Annotated in this window: 20 protein-coding genes and 2 rRNA genes; 15 read left to right on the top strand and 7 right to left on the bottom strand. The window is 57.4% G+C overall.

The window, feature by feature from the left end:
- The first annotated feature begins 78 nt into the window (after positions 1-78).
- The 4 genes from QUE41_RS21340 (at position 79) to QUE41_RS21325 (ending at position 6,375) form a co-directional block, all read left to right on the top strand.
- Positions 79-2,964: ribosomal RNA gene (locus QUE41_RS21340) — 23S ribosomal RNA — on the top strand.
- 90 nt (positions 2,965-3,054) lie between these two features.
- Positions 3,055-3,169: ribosomal RNA gene (rrf, locus tag QUE41_RS21335) — 5S ribosomal RNA — on the top strand.
- An 871-nt stretch (positions 3,170-4,040) separates the two neighbouring features.
- A complete protein-coding gene (locus QUE41_RS21330) occupies positions 4,041-5,879 on the top strand; it encodes an AMP-dependent synthetase/ligase (RefSeq protein WP_286340959.1) in 1,839 nt (612 codons plus the stop codon).
- Positions 5,880-5,970: 91 nt separating this feature from the next.
- Complete coding sequence (locus QUE41_RS21325; RefSeq protein WP_286340958.1) at positions 5,971-6,375, top strand: acyl-CoA thioesterase; 405 nt, start codon at positions 5,971-5,973, stop codon at positions 6,373-6,375.
- Positions 6,376-6,434: 59 nt separating this feature from the next.
- On the opposite strand, the gene mtnC is transcribed toward QUE41_RS21325, so the two are convergent.
- Positions 6,435-7,121: an acireductone synthase gene (gene mtnC / locus QUE41_RS21320; RefSeq protein WP_286340957.1), complete on the bottom strand. Its 687-nt coding sequence runs from the start codon at positions 7,119-7,121 to the stop codon at positions 6,435-6,437.
- Positions 7,122-7,192: 71 nt separating this feature from the next.
- The gene (gene hutI, locus QUE41_RS21315; protein WP_286340956.1) at positions 7,193-8,422 is read right to left on the bottom strand and encodes an imidazolonepropionase; all 1,230 of its coding nucleotides are present in this window, start codon (positions 8,420-8,422) and stop codon (positions 7,193-7,195) included.
- 109 nt (positions 8,423-8,531) lie between these two features.
- Here hutI and hutC point away from each other — a divergent pair, with 109 nt between their 5' ends.
- The 4 genes from hutC (at position 8,532) to QUE41_RS21295 (ending at position 13,867) form a co-directional block, all read left to right on the top strand.
- Positions 8,532-9,239, top strand: a complete 708-nt coding sequence (hutC, locus tag QUE41_RS21310) for a histidine utilization transcriptional repressor HutC (RefSeq protein ID WP_286340955.1) — start codon at positions 8,532-8,534, stop codon at positions 9,237-9,239.
- Positions 9,240-9,257: 18 nt separating this feature from the next.
- Positions 9,258-10,946 (top strand): urocanate hydratase, encoded by a 1,689-nt coding sequence (hutU, locus tag QUE41_RS21305; RefSeq protein ID WP_286340954.1) that lies wholly within the window; start codon positions 9,258-9,260, stop codon positions 10,944-10,946.
- Positions 10,946-12,478 carry a histidine ammonia-lyase gene (hutH, locus tag QUE41_RS21300; protein ID WP_286342993.1) on the top strand — a complete coding sequence of 511 codons (1,533 nt, stop codon included), beginning with the start codon at positions 10,946-10,948 and terminating at the stop codon, positions 12,476-12,478. The genes hutU and hutH overlap by 1 nt, the downstream gene beginning before the upstream one ends.
- 114 nt (positions 12,479-12,592) lie before the next feature.
- Positions 12,593-13,867, top strand: a complete 1,275-nt coding sequence (locus QUE41_RS21295; RefSeq protein WP_286340953.1) for a mechanosensitive ion channel family protein — start codon at positions 12,593-12,595, stop codon at positions 13,865-13,867.
- Here the strand turns inward: QUE41_RS21295 and QUE41_RS21290 are convergent.
- Positions 13,855-14,406 (bottom strand): 1-acyl-sn-glycerol-3-phosphate acyltransferase, encoded by a 552-nt coding sequence (locus tag QUE41_RS21290; RefSeq protein WP_286340952.1) that lies wholly within the window; start codon positions 14,404-14,406, stop codon positions 13,855-13,857. The two genes, QUE41_RS21295 and QUE41_RS21290, sit on opposite strands and share 13 nt — an antisense overlap.
- An 88-nt stretch (positions 14,407-14,494) precedes the next feature.
- On the opposite strand from QUE41_RS21290, the gene QUE41_RS21285 reads away from it, so the two are divergent.
- Positions 14,495-14,911: a YybH family protein gene (locus tag QUE41_RS21285; protein WP_286340951.1), complete on the top strand. Its 417-nt coding sequence runs from the start codon at positions 14,495-14,497 to the stop codon at positions 14,909-14,911.
- Positions 14,912-14,959: 48 nt separating this feature from the next.
- Here QUE41_RS21285 and QUE41_RS21280 read toward each other — a convergent pair whose 3' ends face one another.
- Both QUE41_RS21280 and QUE41_RS21275 read right to left on the bottom strand, forming a co-directional pair.
- Positions 14,960-15,730 carry a ZIP family metal transporter gene (locus tag QUE41_RS21280; RefSeq protein ID WP_286340950.1) on the bottom strand — a complete coding sequence of 257 codons (771 nt, stop codon included), beginning with the start codon at positions 15,728-15,730 and terminating at the stop codon, positions 14,960-14,962.
- Positions 15,731-15,833: 103 nt separating this feature from the next.
- Complete coding sequence (locus tag QUE41_RS21275) at positions 15,834-16,982, bottom strand: cyclic di-GMP phosphodiesterase (RefSeq protein WP_286340949.1); 1,149 nt, start codon at positions 16,980-16,982, stop codon at positions 15,834-15,836.
- A 334-nt stretch (positions 16,983-17,316) separates the two neighbouring features.
- Between QUE41_RS21275 and QUE41_RS21270 the strand changes: the two genes are divergently transcribed.
- Positions 17,317-18,321, top strand: a complete 1,005-nt coding sequence (locus tag QUE41_RS21270; protein WP_286340948.1) for a sensor domain-containing diguanylate cyclase — start codon at positions 17,317-17,319, stop codon at positions 18,319-18,321.
- Here the strand turns inward: QUE41_RS21270 and QUE41_RS21265 are convergent.
- Positions 18,315-18,557 carry a DUF1145 domain-containing protein gene (locus tag QUE41_RS21265; protein ID WP_286340947.1) on the bottom strand — a complete coding sequence of 81 codons (243 nt, stop codon included), beginning with the start codon at positions 18,555-18,557 and terminating at the stop codon, positions 18,315-18,317. The two genes, QUE41_RS21270 and QUE41_RS21265, sit on opposite strands and share 7 nt — an antisense overlap.
- Positions 18,557-19,162, bottom strand: a complete 606-nt coding sequence (gene rsmD / locus QUE41_RS21260; protein WP_286340946.1) for a 16S rRNA (guanine(966)-N(2))-methyltransferase RsmD — start codon at positions 19,160-19,162, stop codon at positions 18,557-18,559. The genes QUE41_RS21265 and rsmD overlap by 1 nt, the downstream gene beginning before the upstream one ends.
- 124 nt (positions 19,163-19,286) lie before the next feature.
- Here rsmD and ftsY point away from each other — a divergent pair, with 124 nt between their 5' ends.
- The 5 genes from ftsY (at position 19,287) to QUE41_RS21235 (ending at position 24,513) form a co-directional block, all read left to right on the top strand.
- Complete coding sequence (gene ftsY, locus QUE41_RS21255) at positions 19,287-20,546, top strand: signal recognition particle-docking protein FtsY (protein WP_286340945.1); 1,260 nt, start codon at positions 19,287-19,289, stop codon at positions 20,544-20,546.
- Between the two features lie 3 nt (positions 20,547-20,549).
- On the top strand, positions 20,550-21,227 hold the full coding sequence (gene ftsE, locus QUE41_RS21250) for a cell division ATP-binding protein FtsE (RefSeq protein WP_286340944.1): 678 nt from the start codon (positions 20,550-20,552) through the stop codon (positions 21,225-21,227).
- Positions 21,224-22,177 (top strand): permease-like cell division protein FtsX, encoded by a 954-nt coding sequence (gene ftsX / locus QUE41_RS21245; RefSeq protein WP_286340943.1) that lies wholly within the window; start codon positions 21,224-21,226, stop codon positions 22,175-22,177. The genes ftsE and ftsX overlap by 4 nt, the downstream gene beginning before the upstream one ends.
- An 84-nt stretch (positions 22,178-22,261) precedes the next feature.
- Entirely contained in the window at positions 22,262-23,122 is an 861-nt protein-coding gene (gene rpoH, locus QUE41_RS21240) for an RNA polymerase sigma factor RpoH (protein ID WP_286340942.1), read from the top strand.
- A gap of 158 nt (positions 23,123-23,280) precedes the next feature.
- Positions 23,281-24,513 (top strand): tyrosine-type recombinase/integrase, encoded by a 1,233-nt coding sequence (locus QUE41_RS21235; RefSeq protein WP_286340941.1) that lies wholly within the window; start codon positions 23,281-23,283, stop codon positions 24,511-24,513.
- Positions 24,514-24,526 lie beyond the last annotated feature (13 nt).

The following is a 24,526-nucleotide window of genomic DNA, read 5'->3' as shown; positions in this document are numbered from 1 at the left end:
CACATAACCGAGTGAGTGAGGATTTCAACGACGCATAAGCGACAAAGACCCAGCAGAAAAGACCTATTGGGGTTGTATGGTTAAGTAACTAAGCGTACACGGTGGATGCCTAGGCAGTCAGAGGCGATGAAGGACGTACTAACTTGCGATAAGCGGTGATGAGGCAGTAAGAGCCATTTGAGTCACCGATTTCCGAATGGGGAAACCCGGCCGCATAAGCGGTCACTGTGCACTGAATACATAGGTGTACAGAGCGAACCAGGGGAACTGAAACATCTAAGTACCCTGAGGAAAAGAAATCAATTGAGATTCCCTAAGTAGCGGCGAGCGAACGGGGATTAGCCCTTAAGCACAGAGGGTGTTAGTGGAAGCTTCTGGAAAGTGGCGCGATACAGGGTGATAGCCCCGTACACGAAAACTAACTTTGTGTGAAATCGAGTAGGACGGGACACGTGATATCTTGTCTGAACATGGGGGGACCATCCTCCAAGGCTAAATACTCCTGACTGACCGATAGTGAACCAGTACCGTGAGGGAAAGGCGAAAAGAACCCCTGTGAGGGGAGTGAAATAGAACCTGAAACCGTGTACGTACAAGCAGTGGGAGCCCTTCGGGGTGACTGCGTACCTTTTGTATAATGGGTCAGCGACTTACATTTTGTAGCGAGGTTAACCGAATAGGGGAGCCGTAGGGAAACCGAGTCTTAACTGGGCGAATGAGTTGCAAGGTGTAGACCCGAAACCCGGTGATCTACCCATGGGCAGGTTGAAGGTTGGGTAACACCAACTGGAGGACCGAACCGACTAATGTTGCAAAATTAGCGGATGACTTGTGGGTAGGGGTGAAAGGCCAATCAAACCGGGAGATAGCTGGTTCTCCTCGAAAGCTATTTAGGTAGCGCCTCGTATCTCACCATTGGGGGTAGAGCACTGTTAAGGCTAGGGGGTCATCCCGACTTACCAACCCTTTGCAAACTCCGAATACCAATGAGTGCAATTACGGGAGACACACGGCGGGTGCTAACGTCCGTCGTGGAGAGGGAAACAACCCAGACCGCCAGCTAAGGTCCCAAAGTTCTAGTTAAGTGGGAAACGATGTGGAAAGGCTCAGACAGCCAGGATGTTGGCTTAGAAGCAGCCATCATTTAAAGAAAGCGTAATAGCTCACTGGTCGAGTCGGTCTGCGCGGAAGATGTAACGGGGCTAAACTAGACACCGAAGCTGCGGATGCACACTTGTGTGCATGGTAGAGGAGCGTTCTGTAAGCGGTTGAAGGTGTGTCGAGAGGCATGCTGGACGTATCAGAAGTGCGAATGCTGACATGAGTAACGTTAAAGCGGGTGAAAAACCCGCTCGCCGGAAGACCAAGGGTTCCTGTCCAACGTTAATCGGGGCAGGGTGAGTCGACCCCTAAGGCGAGGCCGAAAGGCGTAGTCGATGGGAAACGGGTTAATATTCCCGTACTTCTTCTTACTGCGATGGAGTGACGGAGAAGGCTAGGCCAGCGCACTATCGGATGTGCGTTTAAGGTTGTAGGCGGTGTGTTTAGGCAAATCCGGACACACATTACGCTGAGAGCTGATGACGAGGTGCTACGGCACTGAAGTGGTTGATGCCATGCTTCCAGGAAAAACTTCTAAGCTTCAGGTAAGAAGGAATCGTACCCCAAACCAACACTGGTGGTCAGGTAGAGAATACCAAGGCGCTTGAGAGAACTCGGGTGAAGGAACTAGGCAAAATGGTACCGTAACTTCGGGAGAAGGTACGCTGCTGACGGTGATGGGACTTGCTCCCTAAGCTGTCGGCAGTCGCAGATACCAGGTGGCTGCAACTGTTTATCAAAAACACAGCACTGTGCAAACACGTAAGTGGACGTATACGGTGTGACGCCTGCCCGGTGCCGGAAGGTTAATTGATGGGGTTATTCTTCGGAAGAAGCTCTTGATCGAAGCCCCGGTAAACGGCGGCCGTAACTATAACGGTCCTAAGGTAGCGAAATTCCTTGTCGGGTAAGTTCCGACCTGCACGAATGGCGTAATGATGGCCACGCTGTCTCCACCCGAGACTCAGTGAAATTGAATTTGCGGTGAAGATGCCGTATACCCGCGGCTAGACGGAAAGACCCCGTGAACCTTTACTACAGCTTGGCACTGAACATTGACCCTACATGTGTAGGATAGGTGGGAGGCTTTGAAGCGTTGTCGCTAGATGACGTGGAGCCGTCCTTGAAATACCACCCTTGTAGTGTTGATGTTCTAACCTGGGCCCCTGAATCGGGGTTAGGGACAGTGCCTGGTGGGTAGTTTGACTGGGGCGGTCTCCTCCCAAAGAGTAACGGAGGAGCACGAAGGTTGGCTAAGTATGGTCGGACATCATACGGTTAGTGCAATGGCATAAGCCAGCTTAACTGCGAGACAGACACGTCGAGCAGGTACGAAAGTAGGTCATAGTGATCCGGTGGTTCTGCATGGAAGGGCCATCGCTCAACGGATAAAAGGTACTCCGGGGATAACAGGCTGATACCGCCCAAGAGTTCATATCGACGGCGGTGTTTGGCACCTCGATGTCGGCTCATCACATCCTGGGGCTGAAGTCGGTCCCAAGGGTATGGCTGTTCGCCATTTAAAGTGGTACGCGAGCTGGGTTCAGAACGTCGTGAGACAGTTCGGTCCCTATCTGCCGTGGGCGTTTGAGAATTGAGAGGGGCTGCTCCTAGTACGAGAGGACCGGAGTGGACGAACCTCTGGTGTTCCGGTTGTCACGCCAGTGGCATTGCCGGGTAGCTAAGTTCGGAATCGATAACCGCTGAAAGCATCTAAGCGGGAAGCGAGCCTCAAGATGAGTTCTCACTAGACCTTTAAGGTCTCTAAAGGGCCGTCCAAGACTAGGACGTTGATAGGCAGGGTGTGTAAGCGTTGTGAGGCGTTGAGCTAACCTGTACTAATGACCCGTGAGGCTTAACCATACAACACCCAATGGGTTTTGATATCCCAGATAGAAAAGCGCTTGCGAGAATGCAAACGAGAAACAGCTTGTGCGAATTGTTCCAAATTCGTCTGACGACCATAGCGCTGTGGTCCCACCTGATCCCATGCCGAACTCAGCAGTGAAACACAGTAGCGCCGATGGTAGTGTGGGAGTTCCCATGTGAGAGTAGGTCATCGTCAGGCACTTATTCAGAGAGAAGCCCGTCCTTTTGGACGGGCTTTTTTCGTTTTAGGTCCTAAGTACGCATGAGATCAGGCCCCTGATCCCATGCGCTAATTCCCCGCCGCCGGCGCCCAGCAATGAAACACTGCAACAGCGATGGTGGAGTGGGTGCTCTCATGTGAGAGTCGGTCATCGTCAGGCACTCATTCAGAAGAAAGCCTAACCGCAAGGTTGGGCTTTTTTCGTTACTACTACCAGAGTGCTCGATGAAGGCTGCGGAGCGCTCCCCAACCCACACGCACAATCGTCTTCCTGACGCACGTCAGGATCCAGTGACTTTCTCTCGTTCCTTAAAATCAAAGACTCTGGATACCGGCGTGCGCCAACATGACGGTGCTAGGGGAGGCCACGTGGTAATGCATGAGCTCCGAGCGTGCTGATGGTTCAGGAGGTGAGCCTTAGGAGTTATGCCAAGGTAATCCTTCCAGCAGCAGCAACGAAGCGCTTGCCGCCCCACGCACAATCGCCTCTCTGGCGCACACCAAATAGTAATGAATTGGCTATGATCGCTTCAGCTAAGCAAAGACACATCTATCGATCACAATGCTGAAGCTTTATTTGTGTCCTCTCAGGCAGTGAAATTCACCTGTGGGTCGGCGTCGACTTGTTCCTGTATTCTTGGGCTTTGCTTTTTACGCTTCTCCTCTGCAAGCCCTGAAATCATGGGATCCTAGAGAATTTGCTCTATGACTGGTCTGAACAGTTGGTGCTTAACGTGCTCTGCTGCACAATTTAAGTGAGATCAACCTTACCTGCCCGGTCTGAGTTGGGTAAGATTCGCAGCAAACAGTGAACATCTGTACGCTAAATCCGTTGCGGTGGGAGTAAGCAGTGACCCAACTTCTCGAAGATCTGCACCTGGTAGATCTGATTCAGAACCAAATCAAGGCGCTGCCAGAGCAGCCGGCTATCTCCTACCGCGAGAAGGGAGAGTGGCACCCCATCAGTTGGCGTGAGCTGGGCAATAAGCTGACTCAGTTGGCCAGGGTGATGATCCACCTGGGCATCGACACCCAGGACAAGGTGGCGATTTTTGCCCAAAACTCCGACCGCTGGGCGATGACCGACCTCGCCGCCATGCAGTGTCGTTCTGTTGTCGTACCCATCTACCCCACCAATACCGCAGACCAGGCCAGATACATCATCAATGATGCCGGAGCCAAGCTGCTGTTTGTGGGCGACCAGGAACAGTATGACAAGGCCTTGGAGGTGGCGGACCGGTGCCCGAGCCTGACCAACATCGTGCTGATGAAGCCCTCTATCAGCAAGGCCGACTGTCCTGTGGTTCAGCACTACTTCCATGAGCTGTTGGAGTACGACGTTGCTTACTGTCAGGCTCAGCATCAGGAGCGCCTCGATGGCCGCAGCCTGGACGATCTGCTGACCCTGATCTACACCTCCGGGACCACGGGTGAGCCCAAAGGGGTGATGCTGGATTACCGCAACTTTGCCAGCACCACCAGGCAGCACTCCCGAATCCTCAGCTTCAATGCAGGTGAACGTTCACTGGCCTTCCTGCCTCTGTCTCATGTGTTTGAGCGGGGCTGGACGCTGTTTGCTCTGGGCCGGGGCGGTCACGTGGGTTTCCTAGAGAACCCTGCCGATGTTCAAAAGGCCTTGACCGAGTTTAAGCCTGAGGTGATGTGCGCCGTGCCCCGCTTCTATGAAAAGGTCTACAGCGCGGTTGCCGACAAGGTAGGCAAGGCTCCGGCTCCCCGTCGCTTCCTGTTCTATTGGGCCCTGCGCCAAGGCCGCATCCGCTTCGAAGCGGCCAACAACGGACAGAGGTTGAACCCGGTGCGCAAGCAGTTGGTCGCGCTGGCCGATAAGTTGGTGCTGTCCAAGCTGAGAGGCGTGTTGGGCGGCAAGATCCGCTTTATGCCCTGCGGCGGCGCTAAGCTGGATGATGTGGTCCACGAGTTCTTCCAGTCCGTGGGTATTACCCTGTTGTGCGGTTACGGCATGACCGAAACCACGGCGACCGTTACCTGTGGACTGCCAGGCTCCATCCGCCTCCAAGGCAATGGCCGTCCCATGCCTGAAGTTCAGGTAAAGATCGGCAAGGATGATGAGATCCTGGTGAAGGGCGATACGGTGATGAAGGGCTACTACAATCGCCCGGAAGAGACCGCAGAGGTGTTTGAGGATGGGTGGATGAAGACAGGTGACGCAGGTCTCCTGGACGATGAGGGGCACCTGCACATCACCGACCGCATCAAGGAGCTGATGAAGACCTCCAACGGCAAGTACATTGCCCCTCAGCGGGTCGAAGGGATGGTTGCCCGAGATCCTCTGATTGAGCAGGTGGCGGTGGTGGCTGAAGCCCGTAACTATGTGTCTGCGCTGATCGTGCCCGCCTTCGAATCTCTGGAAAGCTGGGCCAAGGAGAAGGGCATCAAGTACAAAGATCAGCTGGAGCTGATTCAGCACTCCGACGTGGTGGAGCACTTCGAGCAGCGTCTGAAGGAGGTACAGCAGGAGCTGGCCAAGTTCGAACAGGTGAAGAAGTTCACCCTGCTGCCCCGGGAGTTCTGCATGAAGCGCGGTGAATTGACTCCGACCCTGAAGCTGAGACGCAAGGTGATCAATGAGCGGTTTGCCGAGGAGATTGATGCCATGTACAGCAAGGCGAAGAAGCTGGTCGAGCGTAAGAAAGCCTCAATGAAGTAATGCTCGCCTTAATGAGCTTGGTGTCAGCGTAATGCTTGACGAAGAGGGTGCCGCACAGGCACCCTTTTTTGTGCATAGAAAAGGAGTCGCCATGCATACCATTACTCTGAGTCCCAGGTTTTCTGAAACCGATGCCCTGGGGCACATCAATAACACCGTGGTGCCTGTCTGGTTCGAGGAGGCGCGCACACCCATCTTTCGCTGCTTCGTCCCCAGCCTGGACCACAGAGAGTGGAATCTGATCCTGGCGGGATTCAAGGTGGACTACCTGCTGCCAACCTATTACGGCCAGGACGTGGTGATCACCACAGGGGTTAACCAGGTGGGCAACAGCTCATTGAAGATCTGGCATCAGGCCTCTCAGGATGGAAAGGTGGTGGCCAGGGCCGAGGTGGCCATGGTCCACTATGACTATGGGGAAGAGAAGCCGGTGCGCATTCCCGATGAGATTCGTGAGGCCCTGGGGCCGCTGCTGGGGGATAAGCCCTGGGATTGAGCATTGCCCATTCACTGAGTGAAACAGGCATCAAAAAAGCGGCCAGTCGGCCGCTTTTTTTAGAAGCTTGAGAGCTTGAGGTGACTGAAGTCTTCGATCACCTGATGCTTGCCCTGTCGCACCGAGTCGGAGCGAACAATCTGGCAGGTCTTCAGACCGGCGGCCTTGGCGGCATTGAGCTCTTCCAGGCTGTCGGAGACGAACAGAATCAGGTTGGGCCACATGCTGATGGTGTTGATGATGTTGCGGTAGGCCTGAGACTCCACCTTCTGACCCACATGGGTGTCGAAGTGGCCATGGAACATATTGCGCAGGTCACCAAACTGGCTGTGTTGGAACAGCAGCTCCTGTGCCTCTGTGGAACTGGAGGAGTAGCTGTAGATGCGCTTGCCCTGCTCTTTGAGGGACTTCAGGGCTTCCATGGCATCGGGGTAGATGTGGCCTTCCAGTGCACCTTTCTGGTAGCCCTGGCGCCAGATCATCCCCTGAATGGTCTTGAGAGGGGTGGCCTTCTTATCCTGAGCAATCCATTCCAGCAGGATCTCAATGACGCGAGGCAGGTCTGCATCGGGTTCTCCAGCCAGATCCTTGACGTCATCGATACAGTGGGAAACCACCACATGGTCTTGATTGTCTTCGATAAACTTAGCCATTTCATTGGCTGAGTATGAAAACAACACTTTCTGAATGAAGTCGTAATCCGTGGTGGTACCGGCGGTGTCTACGATAACGGCTTGAATTCCCATAGTCCCTACAATAAATAAAGTCGCATCAGCGCAAATATTAGCGCCGAGGCGTGTTCAATGCCAGCTTTAACTTAACCCATTCGTACTACTTTTCCGCCCTTGTAGACCGCTTTGCAGGGACGGTTGCCGTATTGCCAGGCCAGCTCGGCGGGGTGGCCGATGGCCCACTGTGCCATATCGGCAGTCATACCCACTTTGAGCTGACCCACGGTGTCGCCGACACCAAGGGCTCGGGCGCCGTTGCGGGTGACGCCAGCCAGGGCTTCAGCCGGGGTGAGCCCAAAGAGTGTGCAGGCCATGTTGACCATCAGCAGGGTGGAGCACAGGGGGGAGCTGCCCGGATTGAAATCCGACGCCACGGCCATGGGTACGCCGTACTGGCGCAGCAGGTCGATGGGTGGCTTGCGGGTTTCCTTGAGGAAGTAGAAGGCGCCGGGCAGAATCACCGCAACGGTGCCGGACTCGGCCAGGGCCTGAACGCCCTCCTCATCCAGGCATTCGATGTGGTCCACCGACAGCGCCTGATAACGGGCGGCCAGTTTGCTGCCTCCCATGTTGGACAGCTGTTCGGCGTGCAGTTTCACCGGCAATTGATGCTCCTGGGCTTTACGGAACACCTGCTCCGTCTGCGCCAGATCGAAGGCGATGTTTTCACAGAACACGTCCACGGCGTCGGCCAGTTTGTCGGCGGCGATGGCGGGAATCATCTCGTTGCACACCAGGTCCACATAGGCCTGCTCCTTGCCCTTGTAGTCGGCGGGCACCGCGTGGGCACCGAGGAAGGTGGTGTGGACATCCAGGGGGTGAACCTCGCCCAGATAGCGGGCCAGGCTCAGCATCTTATGCTCGGTTTCGGTATCCAGCCCGTAGCCGGATTTGATCTCCACCCGGGTCACTCCCTCTGCCAGCAGCGCGTTGAGGCGTTCGCGCCCCAGCTGGAACAGGGTTTCCCTATCCGCCTCACGGGTGGCCTTGACCGTGGAGAGGATGCCGCCTCCCTGGCGGGCGATCTCCTCATAGGTGGCGCCATTGAGCCTGGCCTCGAACTCGCTGGCGCGGGTGCCGGCAAACACCAGGTGGGTATGGCAGTCCACCAGGCCTGGGGTCAGCCACTGGCCGTTGCCCTTGATCACCGGAATGGAGAGGGGGTCAAACTCGGGCAGTTCAGAGCGCGGGCCCACCCAGGCAATTCGGCCATCTTTGACCGCCAGGGCGGCATCCTCAATCTCGCCGTAACTGCCTGTTCTGTCTGGATCCATAGTGGCCAGATTGATGTCTATCCAAAGCTGATCCCACTCCATTTCACGCTCCTTGGGCTCAAATTATCTCTCGGCATTCTGGCAATCTTTGCTTGTATATACAAGTTGTCTGTGTCATTTTTGTTCGAAGAGACCACCCTGGGAGCCCACTTTGGCCGCACCAAAATTCATTGAAATTAAGCAGCACCTCACCGAGCTGATCGAGCAGGGAGAGCTGGCTGAGCACGCCAAAGTGCCGTCGGAGAATGCCCTGGCCGCCCAGTTTGAGTGTAGCCGGATGACCGCACGCCGGGCTCTGACCGAACTGGTGGAGCAGGGGGTGTTGGTGCGCAGTCAGGGGCAGGGGACCTTCGTGGCGTCGCTCAAGTCCCAGGGGTCTATGCTGACCATTCGCAACATCGCCGATGAGGTGAAGGAGCGGGGCAGGGACCACAGGGTACAGGTGCTGGCCAAGACCCGGCTGGCAGCCGACACCGAGGTCGCCATCGCGCTCGGGCTGACACCGGGAACCGAAGTGGGTCATACCGCCCTGCTGCACCTGGAAGAGGGGCTGCCGATGCAGTTGGAGCACCGTTACGTCAATTTGGCGCTGGTGCCCGGATATCTGGACCAGGACTTTGGCCAGCAGACGCCCCATGAGTACCTGAGTCAGGTTGCCCCCCTGACCGAGGCCCACCATGAGGTGGAGGCGGTGGTGGTGGACACAGCTACCGCAGAACTGCTGCAACTGGGGCCAAGCGAGCCCTGTTTGAGAATTTTACGTCGCACCTGGAGCCGCTCCGGTGCGGTGAGCTTTGCCAGACTGACTCATCCCGGAAGCCGCTACCGGCTGGGTGGTCACCTGGTGATGGACAATTAGAACAGTGAGGAGATCACGATGAGCACCAACAAGGACACCGCAAGCCGCCTGGACGAGAGCCGGGTGACCCGTGCACCGCGAGGCACTGAACTGAACGCCAAGAGCTGGCAGACCGAAGCGCCCCTGCGGATGCTGATGAACAACCTGGATCCGGATGTGGCAGAGCATCCCCAGGGCCTGGTGGTGTACGGCGGCATCGGCCGCGCCGCTCGTAACTGGGAGTGCTTCGATCAGATCGTTGCAACTCTGAAGCGCCTGGAGCTGGATGAGACCCTGCTGGTGCAGTCCGGCAAGCCTGTGGGCGTATTCAAGACCCACGAGAACGCCCCCCGGGTGCTGATCGCCAACTCCAACCTGGTGCCCCACTGGGCCAACTGGGAACATTTCAATGAGCTGGACAAGAAGGGCCTGGCCATGTACGGCCAGATGACCGCCGGTTCCTGGATCTACATCGGTACTCAGGGCATCGTTCAGGGCACCTATGAGACCTTCGTGGCCGTGGCCAAGAAGCACTTCGGTGGCGAAGCCGCCGGTCGCTGGATCCTCACCGGTGGCCTGGGTGGCATGGGCGGCGCCCAGCCTCTGGCCGCCACCATGGCCGGTTTCTCCATGATCGCCGTCGAGTGCGATGAGACCCGCATCGATTTCCGCCTGCGCACCGGTTATGTGGATAAGAAAGCCTACAGCCTGGATGAGGCGATGGGGATGATCGACCAGGCCAAGGCGGAAGGCAAGCCGGTGTCCGTGGGCCTGCTGGCCAACGCCGCCGACATCTTCGGTGAGCTGGTGGAGAAGAACATTACCCCGGATGTGGTCACCGACCAGACCTCGGCCCACGATCCGCTGAACGGTTACCTGCCCCAGGGCTGGACCATGGCCCAGGCCGCCGAGATGCGCCTGACCGATGAGGCTGCGGTGGTGAAGGCGGCCAAGGCCTCCATGGCGGTTCAGGTTCAGGCGATGCTGGACCTGCAGGCGCGCGGCGCCGCGACCCTGGACTACGGCAACAACATTCGTCAGATGGCCCTGGAAGAGGGGGTGAAGAACGCCTTCGACTTCCCCGGCTTCGTACCGGCCTACATTCGCCCGCTGTTCTGCGAAGGCATCGGCCCCTTCCGCTGGGTGGCCCTGTCCGGTGACCCAGAGGATATCTATAAGACCGACCAGAAGGTGAAGGAGCTGATCCCTGACGACCCGCACCTGCACAACTGGCTGGACATGGCCCGTGAGCGCATCCATTTCCAGGGCTTGCCTGCCCGAATCTGCTGGGTGGGTTTGAAAGACCGTGCCCGCCTGGGTCGCGCCTTCAACGAGATGGTGAAGAACGGCGAACTGAAAGCCCCTGTGGTGATCGGCCGTGACCACCTGGACTCCGGCTCCGTGGCGTCCCCCAACCGGGAAACCGAAGGGATGATGGACGGTTCCGATGCCGTATCCGATTGGCCTCTGCTGAACGCCATGCTCAACACCGCAGGCGGTGCTACCTGGGTGAGCCTGCACCACGGTGGTGGCGTGGGCATGGGCTTCTCCCAGCACTCCGGCATCGTCATCCTGTGTGACGGCAGTGAAGAGGCGGACACCCGCATCAGCCGCGTGCTGTGGAATGACCCGGCCACCGGCGTCATGCGTCACGCCGACGCCGGTTACGACATCGCCAAGAACTGCGCCCGTGAGCAGGGCCTGGATCTGCCCATGGAGAACAAATGATGCTGGAACTGACCCTGAATCCGGGCCAGCTGACTCTGGCCCAGCTGCGCAGCATCGATGAACAGCGGGTGAAGCTGACCTTGGCGGACAGCGCCTACGCCGCCATCGACAAGAGTGCCGCCACCGTGCAGCAGGTGATCGATGAGGACCGGGTGGTCTACGGCATCAACACCGGTTTTGGCCTGCTGGCCAACACCCGCATCGGCAAAGATGACCTGGCGCTGCTGCAGCGTTCCATCGTGCTCTCCCACGCCGCCGGAACCGGTGAGCCCATGAGCGACAGTGCTGTGCGCCTGATGATGGTGCTGAAGATCAACTCCCTGGCCCGGGGCTTCTCCGGCATTCGCCGTGAGGTGATCGATGCCCTGATCGCCCTGGTGAACGCCGAGGTCTACCCCATAGTGCCGGAGAAGGGCTCTGTGGGCGCGTCTGGCGACCTGGCGCCCCTGTCCCACATGGTGCTGCCCCTGCTGGGTGAAGGCGAGGTGCGCTACCACGGCGAGATCATCGATGCCGCCACCGGCCTGGCCAAGGCGGGCCTGAGCCCCATGGAATTGGCGCCCAAGGAGGGCCTGGCTCTGCTCAACGGTACCCAGGCGTCTACCGCCCTGGCGTTGCAAGGGCTGTTCCGCGCCGAAGACCTGTGGGCCGGCGCATCCGTGGTGGGTGCCATGAGCGTCGAAGCGGCTCTGGGCAGCCGTCGCCCCTTCGATGCCCGCATCCACGAAGTGCGCGGTCAGCGCGGTCAGATGGACTCTGCGGCGGTGTTCCGCCACCTGCTGGATGAGAACTCTGAGCTGGGTGACAGCCACGCCGGTTGTGAGAAGGTGCAGGATCCCTACTCCCTGCGCTGCCAACCCCAGGTGATGGGCGCCTGTCTGACCCAGATCCGCCAGGCGGCCGAAGTGTTGCTGGTGGAGTCCAATGGCGTCACCGACAACCCCCTGGTGTTTGCCGACGAGGGCGACATCGTCTCTGGTGGTAACTTCCACGCCGAGCCGGTGGCCATGGCCGCCGACAACCTGGCCATCGCCATCGCCGAGATTGGTGCTTTGGCGGAGCGTCGCATCGCCCTGCTGATCGACCGGAATCTCTCCGGCCTGCCGCCTTTCCTGGTGGACAATGGTGGGGTGAACTCCGGCTTTATGATTGCCCAGGTGACTGCGGCGGCCCTGGCCAGTGAGAACAAGACCCTGGCCCATCCCGCGTCCGTCGACAGCCTGCCTACCTCGGCCAACCAGGAGGATCACGTCTCCATGGCTACTTTCGCCGCCCGTCGCCTGCGGGAGATGGCGGAAAACAGCCGCGGTGTACTGGCGGTGGAGCTGCTGGCGGCGGCCCAGGGCCTGGATTTCCGCAAGCCGCTGAAGGCCAGCACTCAGGTGGAGCAGGCCAAGGCGCAACTGCGTCAACGGGTCAGTTTCTACGACAAGGACAGGTACTTCGCCCCGGACATCACCAAGGCCACGGCGCTGCTGTTTGAAGCGGGTTACAACGCCCTGTTGCCCCAAGGGGTTCTCCCTAGCCTATAATCTTGGTCAGCGTACCAATATTTGAGACAAGCCCCGCATCTGCGGGGCTTTTTTCTTTTCAAGTGACTGCGTATGCTGGCACAAAAGTTATGCTCGCTCTTGTAAGAGGTTAATATGGAACAAGAAGTTGAGAATAAACTACGGCCAATGCTTGCCGATTGGTTGACCTCCTTTGGGATGCCTGCGCAAGCGGATGATCTGTTAACCGTGGTTCTGCTGCTGTTTGTGGCTTTCGCTATGGCCGGCGTGGTTTATTTCATTGCGATTCGCATCCTGGTCAGGGGAGCTAAGCGGTTGATTGAGCGGGGCAGCTCTATCTGGTTTGCCCCCCTGACAAAGCACTGCTTGCTAGAGAAGACTGCTCAGATTGCTCCTGTCGGCGTGTTGGAGTTGTTTACTCCAATGGTATTCAACCATTGGCCTTTTTGGGATCACCTGGTTACTCGCTCCCTCGAACTGGTGATGTTGGCGCTGCTGATGAGAGCCCTCTTTGCTGGGTTGGATACGGTGCGCAGCGCTGCGTCGTTAACCACTTCAGGTCGACGGCTCCCAATGCAGAGCATTGTGCAACTCGGCAAAGTATTCCTGTTTATTGTGGCGTTGATCTTCTTCTTCGCCATCATGTTAGACAAGTCGCCGCTTTATCTGCTCTCCGGCCTGGGTGTGGCCACCGGTCTGGTGATGTTGGTGTTCCGCGACACCATCCTGGGGTTTGTGGCGGGCATCCAGCTGGCAGCCAACCGAATGGTGAGCGCAGGTGACTGGATCGAGATGGCCAAGTATGGCGCCGACGGTGAGGTGCTCGAGGTTACCTTGACCACGGTCAAGGTGCAGAACTGGGATAAGACCATCACCATGATCCCCGCCTATGCGCTGACCACGGACTCGTTCCGCAACTGGCGCGGCATGCAGGAGTCCGGAGGGCGTCGCATCAAGCGCTCCGTGCTGCTGGATGTCAATTCAGTGAAGTTTGTGGATGAAGCACTGCTGGCCAAGCTTAAGGAGATCAGCATGCTGGCGCCCTATCTGGCGCAGAAGCAGTCGGAGCTGGCCGAAGCCAATGCCGGCCGTGACGACATGGCGATGTCGGTCAATGGTCGCCGCTTGACTAACCTGGGGTGCCTGCGGGCCTATCTGGATGCCTACCTTCAGGCCAGCAGCCACCTGCGGCCGGAGATGACCATGATGGTGCGCCAGCTGGCTCCCAGTGAACTGGGGCTGCCCATGGAGATCTACTGTTTCACCAATGACACCCGCTGGCCGGTGTATGAGGGGATTCAGGCGGACATCTTCGACCACTTGTACGCCATACTGCCGGAGTTCGAGCTTAAAGCGATGCAACGTCCCACAGGCCAGGATTTCGCCCGGGCGGCGGCTCACTCCTCGTAACGGGGCACCGGCTGGGGGTATTTGCCCGGGATGGCGCGGAAGAAGTCGAGGATGGTGTTCATGTCCCCGGCCATATCCTCACCGGCCATCAACGGAGGGCGCACGATGATTTTGCGCTGCTGGAAGTTCAGCCCGGCGCAGTAGATGGGCACCCTGGCCTGACGGGCGATGTGATAGAAGCCGGTTTTCCAACGGGAGACCGGCTTTCTTGTGCCTTCCGGCGCCAGGGCCAGGATGAAATTGTCCCGGGTGGCAAACAGGTCGACGGCGGTGCTGACCAGGTTGTTCTGCTTGCCACGGTTGACCGGGAACCCGCCCAGGGCCCGAAACAGCCAGCCGGTGGGCCAGCGAAACAGCTGGTGCTTGCCAATGAAGTTGGCGCTCATCCCCAGGGCCCACTGGGCAAGGATGCCTATGGGGAAGTCCCAGTTGCTGGTATGGGGGCCCACAATAACGATGTAGCGGCCCTTGGCGGGTATCTCACCCTCGATGGTCCAGCCAAACAGCTTGAGCAGCCAGGCGGAGAAAGATTGCCTCATGATGGTCAGTTAGTGTTTGATAGCTAATCTAAACAGTATACCAATAGCCAATAACTGCCCCAAAACAGGGCAATTCAGGGAGGAAGGGATGAAGCGAGTGGTGATGATGTTGCTGGTGCTGGCCTTCAGTGGCCTGGTCAGGGCCGATGAGGCACAGATTCGTCAGGTGCTTGAAGGACAGCGCCAGGCCTGGAACCGGGGAGACATTCCCGGTTACATGCAGGGCTACTGGCACAGCGACCAGCTGAGGTTCATCTCCGGCGGTAAGATCAAGTACGGCTGGGACACCACCCTCAAGGGGTATCTGAATCGTTATCCGGACGCCGCCACCATGGGCCAGCTGCAGTTTGAGCTGGAGTCGGTGCAGTTGCTGGCGGAGGACGCCGCCCTGGTGGTGGGGCGCTGGACACTGATCAGGGAAAAGGATCAGCCTGGCGGGGAGTTTACCCTGATATTTCGCAAGCTGGAGGGGCAGTGGCGCATCGTTCACGACCACACCAGTTAAATTAGGGCGTGTTGACCTTTGCTGACTATTTTTGCACCGGCAAAGGCCCTAGTGCCCCTGGTGCAGCTCCTCGCCATGGAGGTGATCGCTGGCACCACTGTGGCCGTGGTCCGGGTGGGCCACCATCAGCAGCACCAGGAACAGCAGACCCAGACCGCCACCAATCCAATGGGCTGAGTTGATGCTTGGCAGGCCATGGTGATGATCATGGTCGTGGCTGTGACGTTCATGGGGCCGGTGCCAGAGTACATGAAGGATGGAGCCGGTCACGAACGCCTGCAGATAGACGATGTGGGTGGCGGTCATGTGGTGCAGCAGTTCGGGCCCCAACTTGTACCCGATCAGGGTGGCGGCCATCATCAGTCCGAGTACGCCAACGGCGATCAGTCGTCCGTAGGCGGGACGCAGCAGCCACCATACCGCCAGGCCGGCAGGCATCCGGTGGAGAATAATGCCGAAAGCCAGCAGTAGGGGGCCCTGCTCGTTGGCCGCCATAAACAGAGCGCTGCCGTCGGTAACTGCATGCAGCAGCAATCCAAACACCCCAAGGGCGACCGTCAGGTTATGAGCAAAGGCGGAGTGTTGCTTGAACAGTCTTTCCGATAGGGTTGGGCCAAACAGCCCCAGCAGAACAAAGAGAATCGCCGGCAGACCTCCCAGGGTCACCACCTGAGGCAGCACGTCGAACAGCACCAGGCCACCTAAGGAGACCATCACGAAGGCGCCAATGGCGGTGATGATTCCGGTCCAATTTTTCAGACCATGGTGAAGAATGGGGCCGACGGCCAGAATCAGCAGGCTGGCGATCAAATAGTTCATAAATGATAACTGTTCTCAATTGGGGTGCGTACGTTAACCTGTCTCGGTAACGAAGTCCAGCAACAAAAGGGGCTCGCCGGCCCCTTTTCAAATTCCTACCTTGTTAGAGGTAGTTGGTCAGATCCAGCTTGTAGTCTCTGGGATCGATCGCCTTGACGATGGAGTCGTTGTGCTTCTCCAGTTCGATCTCAGACTGCATGACATGGGTGTGGCTCTTCAGGTTGTACACCACCTTCACCAGAGGCTTGGTGGGCTTTCTGTCCTGAGTTTCCATGACAATGCCCACCCGACCACTGGTGAGCTCCACCATACAGCCATTGGGGTAGACGCCCAGGGTCTGGATGAACTTCACCACCAGGTTCTTATCCAGGGCATGTGGGGTCATCTCCAGCAGGCGTTTCAGGGCCAAGGTGGGGGCCATCCCCTTGTGGTAAACCCGATCGGCGGTCATGGCGTCATAGATGTCGCAGATGGCCACCATCCGGCCCGCCATGGAGATCTGCTCTCCCTTGAGACCCATGGGGTAGCCTGTGCCATCCAGTTTTTCGTGGTGCATGGCGGCCACATCAAGGCTGACCTTGCTGATGCCAGGGGTGGCGGCGATGATGGTGCGGCTGTGGGCGGCGTGCGTTTTCATGACCTCAAACTCGTCCGGGGTCAGCTTGCCCGGCTTGTTGAGGATCTCTTCGGGAATGCGAATCTTGCCGATGTCGTGCAGCAGGGAACCCACACACAGCTGGTGAAGGGTGGTGCCACTGATCCCCAAGGCCCGGGCAAACAGGGTCATCAGGATGGTGACCCCCAGGGAGTGTTCCAGCAGGTAATCGTCCTTGTCCTTGATCAGACGCAGGCAGGCCAGGGCGCTGGGATTACGGAAAACACTGCCGATAAACTCATCCGCCATGGCGTTGACCGGCTGCAGGTCAATTTTCTGCCCCAGCTTCACATCAGACATCAGCCTGGATTGCAGCTTCTTGGCCTGGGTAAGCAGTTTTTTCGCCCGGGGCAGTTCGTTCTTAAGGTTGGCCTTGGACGGGGATTTAACCTTGGAACTGGTGGCGCGCGTCGCGGCGGGTGCCCCTTTCGATTTGGAAGGGTCGATGATAATGCGCTCCACCCCGAGGTTGCGCAGCATCCCCAGGGCCGACGGGTCCTGGATATAGCCTTTCTGAATCATGGACAGTGACGGATGGTCCGGGATGCTTTCCACATACATACCCAGCGCCAGCTGTTCTATCGGGATGGTCTTCATCTTGTTGTTGTATTCTTCTTCCTCTCGGATGTCCGTAATTCGAACTCCGGTCTCAGTTACCTTAACCACTGACGCGTTGAGATCAACTCCCTCACGAGTGTTTAACGGCGATTTGTAATCTGCCTAAGTTTGCTGAGCGTCATTCCTGCCATTATCTGCCATTGTTAACGTAAAAAAAACGTCGTTTAAGCGCTAATTGACCGGTAAGCATCAGTAAAGCAGAGATTCAGTTCGCGAATCCGGTAACTTTTGCTTACCTTATTATTCAGGAGCCCGTCGGCAGGCCAGGCGAGGAACCCCATCCTTGGGGTTGGGCGGTAACAGAGGAGTGACCATGACAGCACAGGACATCAGATTACTGGGAGAGCTGGAAAATCACGCCCAAAAGCAGTGGAATCATCTGCTCAATATGCTCAGTCAGGTCACCGGGTTGCCCGGTGCCTACCTCTCCCGTTGTGATACCGAGAATATGAAGATTCTGGCCACCAGCGACGGTTGTCCGGCCCTGACCACCCCTGGGGACAAGTTTCCCATCTTCGACCTCTACTGCGAACATGTGATGAAAACCGGCTCGGCGCTGGCGGTAGACAACGCCTGGGAGGAGCCGATGTGGGCCAATGGACGGGAAACCCGGGTCGGGGTGCTCAGCTATCTGGGGCTGCCGGTGCGCCAGCCCGATGGCTGCCTGTTCGGCACTCTGTGCATCTATGATCTGGTGTCCCAGGACCACATTCATCAATGGCAGGCGTTGTTGCAGTCTGTAGTGAACATCATCGAATCTGATCTGAACCTGCTTGAGTTGGGAAAAACCCTGGCCAATGACAGTGTTACCGATCCTCTGACCAACCTGCTCAACCGCCGCGGTATGGAGAGCCGTCTTGAAGAACTGCTGTCACTGGGGGGACGACTGGCGGTCAAGTCACCGGACAAGATGGTGATGGGAATGATGATGCTGGACATCGATCGCTTCAAGCAGGTGAACGATACCTATGGCCACATCACCGGAGATGAACTGCTGTGCCACTTCTCGGCGCTGCTCAAAGGGGCGGTGCGTAAAGAGGATCTGGTGGTGCGCTGGGGGGGCGAGGAGTTTCTGGTGCTGATCCCCGGCATCGATCTCAAGGACCTGGCCGGGTTGGCGGAGAAGATTCGTCTGCTGGCCATGGCCTCCCCCCTGCCGGCCACGCCAGAGGCGCTCACCTTCACCGTTTCCGTGGGCTATGGCGGCTGGAACCGCACCAGCATGGAGCCTGAAGTGCTGGAGCGGCTGGACAGTCATCTGCTCAGGGCCAAGGAGCTTGGCCGCAACCGCTGCTGTGGTGAGCCTTTGCTTCAGTGAGCCTGGTCTGGGCGATAGAACTCGAACAGACCAAACAGCAGGACTCGGCCGGTGGCCGCCAGCCCCTGACGGCGAACCACCAGGGTCACTGCAGCCAGACTCACATGGGCCGCCAGGGTCAACAGCAGCAGCAACGCCAGGTATTCACCCAGGGGTAAAGGGGTGATCAGGTTCAGTATCATCAGCACCCAGGCCACCAGGGTGGCGCCGCGGCCCAGTTTAAACAGAGCTTCCATTATTCACTCTCCCGCTGAAACAACCGATAGGCCACCTGACCCGCCACCTTCTCCTTAAGCAGCGTCCAGTGGGCAGGCACCTCTTCCAGACTCAGCTCAGACTCGGTTTCCACATAGATAAGGGCCTCGTCTGCCAGCCAGTTCTCCTGCTCCAGCAGGGCCAGAACCGGCGCCACCAGCCCCTGTCTGAAGGGGGGATCCACAAACACCAGGTCCTGAGGTTGGCCGCCCTGTTGCAACAGGGCGCGGGTATCGCCTTGAAGCACTCTGGCGTTGTCCGCACCCAGTGTGGTCAGGTTGCGCTTGAGTTGAGAGGCGGCGCCTTTGTCCAGCTCCATCAGGGTGACACTGGCGGCGTAGCGGGACAGCGCTTCCATCCCCAGAGCGCCGCTGCCCGCAAAGCAATCGAGAACCCTGGCGTCCTGGGTGTCCCCCTGAAGCCAGTTAAACAGAGTTTCCCGAACCCGGTCCGTGGTGGGGCGAAGGCCCTGAAGGTCCGCCACCGGCAGTTTTCGGCCGCGGAAACGGCCGCTGATGATGCGGACCTGACCACTGCCACCTTGGGTGGATGTGCGGGATTTGGGGTTTCGCGAGCCTCTGGCCATGGATTCCTCGGTTTTTGCTGCGTTTGTGGTTAGACTATGGCGCTTGAAAAACTCGCTATTGTAGCAGGGGCTCTGCCCCAAGCCTAACCACAGCGGGACCCGAACATCAGTAAAGGTTTAAGAGATGGCGAAAGGCATTTTTTCCTGGTTTAGCCGAAATAAAGACGAGAAGCACGACGAGGTTGAGCAGCAGGCTGAGCAGGCCGCACCCGCTCCCTCCGACTCTGAGCAGGCGCCTCAGGTTTCTCACGATGAATCCAACGAGCCCCAAGCTGCTGAAAAGCCAGCAGAGGTGGAGCCTAAGGCCGAAGAGGTGCAGCCCCAGATCGAGGTTGAACCTAAGCCTGAGGAGCCGCCTCAACTGGAGGCCGAGCCCGAGGTTGAGCCTGAGGCCGAGCCGGTTGTCGAGGCGACTGCTGCTGAGCCCGAGCCGGCGGCTCAACCCGAAGAGGAGGAGAAGGGAGGCTTCTTCGCTCGTCTGAAGGCGGGATTGAAGAAGACCCGGGAGAACATCGGCGGCGGCTTCCTGGCCCTGTTCCGCGGCAAGAAGATTGACGACGAACTGTTCGAGGAGCTGGAGACCCAGCTGCTGCTGGCGGATGTGGGGGTGGAGACCACCAGCCGCATCATCGACAGCCTGACCGAGCGCGCCAGCTTTGGTGAGCTCAAGGACAGTGAAGCCCTGTTTACCCACCTCAAGGGTGAATTGGGTACCACCCTGGAGAAGGTGGATCAGCCTCTGGTGATCGACAACCCGGACGGCCCCTTCGTTATCCTGATGGTTGGGGTCAATGGTGTGGGCAAGACCACCACCATTGGTAAGCTGGCCAAGCAGTTCCAGGCTGAAGGCAAGTCGGTGATGCTGGCGGCGGGTGACACCTTCCGTGCGGCGGCCGTAGAGCAGCTGCAGGTCTGGGGTGAGCGCAACAACATCCCCGTGGTTGCCCAGCACACCGGCGCCGACAGTGCCTCTGTGATCTTCGATGCCCTGCAGGCCGCCAAGGCCCGTGGTGTCGACGTGCTGATCGCCGATACCGCCGGTCGTTTGCAGAACAAGGCCCACCTGATGGATGAGCTGAAGAAGATCGTCCGGGTGATGAAGAAACTGGATGAGAAGGCGCCCCATGAGGTGATGCTGACCCTGGATGCCAGCACCGGCCAGAACGCCATCAGCCAGGCCCAGCTGTTCAATGAGGCGGTCTCCCTGACCGGCCTGACCCTGACCAAGCTGGATGGCACCGCTAAGGGTGGTGTGATCTTCGCACTTGCCGATAAGTTCGGTATTCCAGTACGTTACATTGGTGTGGGTGAGGGCATTGATGACCTGAGACCCTTCGACAGCACCGCCTTTATCGAGGCACTGTTTACCGAGGATAACGAGTAATCCATGATTCGCTTTGAGCAGGTCAGTAAGGTCTACGCCGGGGGCTTCCAGGCCCTCAACAAGGTGGATTTTGCCGTGGAGCCGGGAGAGATGGCCTTTCTTACCGGACACAGTGGTGCTGGTAAAAGTACCCTGCTCAAGCTGATCACCGCCATCGAGAAGCCCACCACCGGCCGGGTGCAGGTGCTGGGCCACGATGTGGGGCGCCTTGCCCGCAGCAAGGTCCCCTTCCTGCGACGCCAGATAGGCATCATCTTCCAGGACCACAACCTGCTGATGGACCGCACCGTGCGGGAAAACGTCTCCTTGCCGCTGCTCATCGAGGGTTACCGCGGCAGTGAGATCGACAAGCGGGTGGGGGCTGCCCTGGAACTGGTGGGCCTGGGCGACAAGCTTGGCTACCTGCCCGAGCACCTCTCTGGCGGGGAGCAACAGCGTGTGGGGATCGCCCGCGCCATCGTCAGCAAGCCCAAGTTGCTGCTGGCGGATGAGCCCACGGGCAATCTGGATCCCAAGCTCTCCCTTGAGATCATGAAGCTGTTTGAAACCTTCAACCGCACTGGCACCTCGGTGCTGATTGCCACCCACGATCTGGGGCTGATCGCCCGCATGCGTTACCGCAACCTCACCCTGAGGGATGGCCGGATGATCAGCGAAGACCTGCAGGGAGGCCGCTCATGAGCCTGGGTGCCGATAAGCAGCCCCTGGGGCGCCGGTTCATGGCTTACCTGCAAAGCCACTTCCGTCACCTGTTTGCCTCTTTGGGTGAACTGTGGCGGCTGCCGCTGACCTCGCTGCTGACCATGGCGGTGCTGGGGATCAGCCTGAGCCTGCCTACGGTGCTGGCGGTGCTGGTGAAGAACTCCGCTCAGGTGCAGCAGCACTGGACGGATCCGACAGAGATCAGTTTGTTTCTCGATGCCGGCCTGTCGGAGCAGCGACTGGCCAGCCTGCAGTCGCAACTGCGGGGCATGGAGGAGGTGGGCCAGGTGGAGTACCTCTCTGCCGATGACTCCCTGGCGGACTTCAAGGCGATGTCCCAGTTTGGCGAAGCCCTGCAGTATCTGGACGACAACCCTCTGCCCCCGGTGCTCCGGGTGCTTCCCAGCCTGCAATACCGAGAAGTGGAGCGGCTGCAGCGGCTGAAACAGAAGCTGTCTGAGCTCAATGGGGTGGAGATGGCCCGGCTGGATCTGGAGTGGCTGTTACAGCTCAAGGCGCTGATGGCCAGCCTGTCGAAGATGGCCTGGGGCGTGGCCGCATTGCTTATCGGTGCCGTGGTGCTGGTGACCGCCAACACCATCCGCATGGCCATCACCCAGCGCCAGGATGAGATCCGGGTGATGAAGCTGGTGGGTGCCACCAATGGCTTTATTCGCCGCCCCTTCCTCTACGCCGGCATCTGGTATGGGCTGAGTGCCTCGGTGATCGCATGGACCTGTGTCAGTGCGGTACTGATCTGGTTTGATGGCGCCCTGGCCGAGTTTGTCAGCAGCTATCAGAGCAACTTCCGTCTGGAAGGCCTCTCCCTGTCCGAATTGGGCACCATGATCGGCACCTCGGTGCTGCTATGCTGGTTGGGGGCCTGGCTGTCGGTGCAGCGCCACCTCACCGCCATTGAACCTCAGTAGACTCTAAAGGTCAGATTGAGGAAGCTGTGAAGCGGATCCCGTTTCATGATAGACTCTCCGGTCCAGTTGATTTCTGAGGTATCGATGAGCGACAAAAAACAAGCATTGGGTTTGATGGTGGTCCCCCAGGGGGGCGGCAGTCTGGAGTCCTACATCCAGTCCGTCAATGGCATCCCCATGCTGTCAGCAGAAGAGGAGTACCACCTGGCCGTGCGTTTGCGCCAGGAGGGCGACATTGATTCGGCCAAGGCGCTGATCATGTCCCATCTGCGTTTCGTTGTTCACGTTGCCAAGAGCTACTCCGGCTACGGCCTGCCCCAGGCTGACCTGATTCAGGAGGGCAACATCGGCCTGATGAAGGCGGTGAAGCGTTTCGACCCTGAGGTTGGGGTGCGACTGGTCTCCTTCGCCGTGCACTGGATCAAGGCGGAGATCCACGAATACGTTCTGAAGAACTGGCGTATCGTTAAGGTGGCCACCACCAAGGCCCAGCGCAAGCTGTTCTTCAATCTGCGCAAAGCCAAGCAGCGTCTTGGCTGGTTTACCCAGGAGGAGGTCGCCACCGTGGCCGAGTCCCTGGGCGTGAGCGAGTCCGAGGTGCTGGAGATGGAATCCCGCCTGGCCGCCCAGGACGCCTCCTTCGACATCCCCAATGAGCCCGATGAGCCCGATGTGAGCTTTGCCCCGGTGCACTATCTGGAGGATCAGAGCTCCAACCATGCACTGGAGATCGAGCAGGAAGATCACGACTCCCAGTCCAAGGACAGACTCTACGCCGCCTTGCGAACCCTGGATGAGCGCAGTCAGGAGATCCTCAAGACCCGCTGGCTGGATGAGGAGAAGACCACCCTGCAGGAGCTGGCGGAGCGCTACCAGGTGTCCGCCGAGCGGATTCGTCAGCTGGAGAAGAACGCCATCAAGAAATTGAAGAACTTGATGGAATAATGTTCTTTAAATTCAATCAGTTTATTTTCGGGTCGGCTCTGCCGGCCCGAGTCGGTTAAGGGGGAAGTATGGAGTGTCGTCTCGGCTGTGGTGCTACCCTATACTTGGTCACTTAGAACTGCTACCTTGTGTTTTGTACTTAGAAGTAAGGATGCTTCATGGGTGTCGAGATACTAAATGGTGTGCAGGTTAGGATTGGCGTAGCTAGTGAGATGCGTGCTCCAACGCAGAGTCTTGAAATGGACGGGACTAGTCGGGTTGTTGTCGTTCCTGTAATAATTAAAGTACCTGATAAGCGGTTATCTGACTTGGTGAACCGCTTTATATTGAAGAAAGCAACGGACGGCACGAAAGACTTGATGCCGACAGCAAAGGCTTTGCGAACTTGGTTATCTTGGATATTCTCTCAAGGTATAGACCCACTATCATATTCAATATATAAGTACAAAAGCCCCACTTATTCTTTTAGACAACATTTGCTTCAGAGAGCAAACAAGGATAAAAACATATCGCTATCTACAGCCAATAACTATATTTTGGTTGTTAAGTCGTTCTACAAGATGCTGGAAGATGAAGGGATTGTTGAAAGCGATTTATTTTATAAGCCTGAAGTAAGCATAGTTGATGGGTATAGGAAAGTTCCATCATCAGATTTGTCTATCAGAGTCCCCAGGGGAAAAGAAAAAAAGTTATCACCTTTAACTGAGGCCGAGCAGCAATTTGTTATTGCTTCTCTGAGTGAAATGACAACGGAATTTACCTTGATCATATTGCTGATGATGCATTCAGGTCTAAGGTTAAATGAAGCATTGACGATGAATGCGGCTTTGTTTAGTGAAGGACAAAGGATCGATAAAACCACCTACTTAATAACTGGGGTAAAAATCGGTCCCAAATACGGTGTTTCGACGAAGTTTTCTACTGAGCGAGAGCTCTTTCTTAGTAATTGCTTGCATCAATTAATTCTTTACCACAAGAGTTCTGAGGCTTATCAAAATCGTCTTGATAAGTGGCGAACTAAAAGCAAGGTGGTCTCGAATAGAATACCTTTATTCTTAAGTTCTAGAGGAAATGAGATGACCTCTGGAACGTTTTATACAATGTGGTATAAGTTCATAGCAAAGTATAAAAAAAACAATAATCGTGATCTATGCAAAAGACCACATGACTTGCGAGCAACCTTTGGGACAAATTATTTATCATCGGCATTGAGGCTTTTCCCCAACGATGTTGATGCGTGCTTGGAGTCAACAAAGCATTATATGGGCCACAAGGATATCAAGACGACACTTCACTATATAAACTTTTTATCTAGAAAATGTATTTCAGAGCAGGTGGCACAAGTAATGGATGAACTTGTGTTTTCCTCAATGGAGGTGAGTGCTCTATGACGTGTGAATATGA

This window comes from Ferrimonas sp. YFM (genome assembly GCF_030296015.1).
Classification (GTDB): Bacteria; Pseudomonadota; Gammaproteobacteria; order Enterobacterales; family Shewanellaceae; genus Ferrimonas.
Note: the sequence above shows the minus strand (reverse complement) of the source record. Positions and strands in the feature narration are given on the sequence as shown.

Bases quoted from the DNA above. Each gene is read 5' to 3' on its own strand.
- hutI (WP_286340956.1), bottom strand. From the start codon at position 8,422: ATGGAGTGGGATCAGCTTTGGATAGACATCAATCTGGCCACTATGGAT.
- QUE41_RS21295 (WP_286340953.1), top strand. From the start codon at position 12,593: ATGGAACAAGAAGTTGAGAATAAACTACGGCCAATGCTTGCCGATTGG.
- ftsE (WP_286340944.1), top strand. From the start codon at position 20,550: ATGATTCGCTTTGAGCAGGTCAGTAAGGTCTACGCCGGGGGCTTCCAG.
- QUE41_RS21275 (WP_286340949.1), bottom strand. From the start codon at position 16,982: ATGAAGACCATCCCGATAGAACAGCTGGCGCTGGGTATGTATGTGGAA.
- QUE41_RS21285 (WP_286340951.1), top strand. From the start codon at position 14,495: ATGAAGCGAGTGGTGATGATGTTGCTGGTGCTGGCCTTCAGTGGCCTG.
- mtnC (WP_286340957.1), bottom strand. From the start codon at position 7,121: ATGGGAATTCAAGCCGTTATCGTAGACACCGCCGGTACCACCACGGAT.
- QUE41_RS21235 (WP_286340941.1), top strand. From the start codon at position 23,281: ATGGGTGTCGAGATACTAAATGGTGTGCAGGTTAGGATTGGCGTAGCT.
- QUE41_RS21265 (WP_286340947.1), bottom strand. From the start codon at position 18,557: ATGGAAGCTCTGTTTAAACTGGGCCGCGGCGCCACCCTGGTGGCCTGG.
- rsmD (WP_286340946.1), bottom strand. From the start codon at position 19,162: ATGGCCAGAGGCTCGCGAAACCCCAAATCCCGCACATCCACCCAAGGT.
- QUE41_RS21290 (WP_286340952.1), bottom strand. From the start codon at position 14,406: ATGAGGCAATCTTTCTCCGCCTGGCTGCTCAAGCTGTTTGGCTGGACC.
- ftsY (WP_286340945.1), top strand. From the start codon at position 19,287: ATGGCGAAAGGCATTTTTTCCTGGTTTAGCCGAAATAAAGACGAGAAG.
- hutH (WP_286342993.1), top strand. From the start codon at position 10,946: ATGCTGGAACTGACCCTGAATCCGGGCCAGCTGACTCTGGCCCAGCTG.
- rpoH (WP_286340942.1), top strand. From the start codon at position 22,262: ATGAGCGACAAAAAACAAGCATTGGGTTTGATGGTGGTCCCCCAGGGG.
- hutU (WP_286340954.1), top strand. From the start codon at position 9,258: ATGAGCACCAACAAGGACACCGCAAGCCGCCTGGACGAGAGCCGGGTG.
- QUE41_RS21270 (WP_286340948.1), top strand. From the start codon at position 17,317: ATGACAGCACAGGACATCAGATTACTGGGAGAGCTGGAAAATCACGCC.
- ftsX (WP_286340943.1), top strand. From the start codon at position 21,224: ATGAGCCTGGGTGCCGATAAGCAGCCCCTGGGGCGCCGGTTCATGGCT.
- QUE41_RS21325 (WP_286340958.1), top strand. From the start codon at position 5,971: ATGCATACCATTACTCTGAGTCCCAGGTTTTCTGAAACCGATGCCCTG.
- QUE41_RS21280 (WP_286340950.1), bottom strand. From the start codon at position 15,730: ATGAACTATTTGATCGCCAGCCTGCTGATTCTGGCCGTCGGCCCCATT.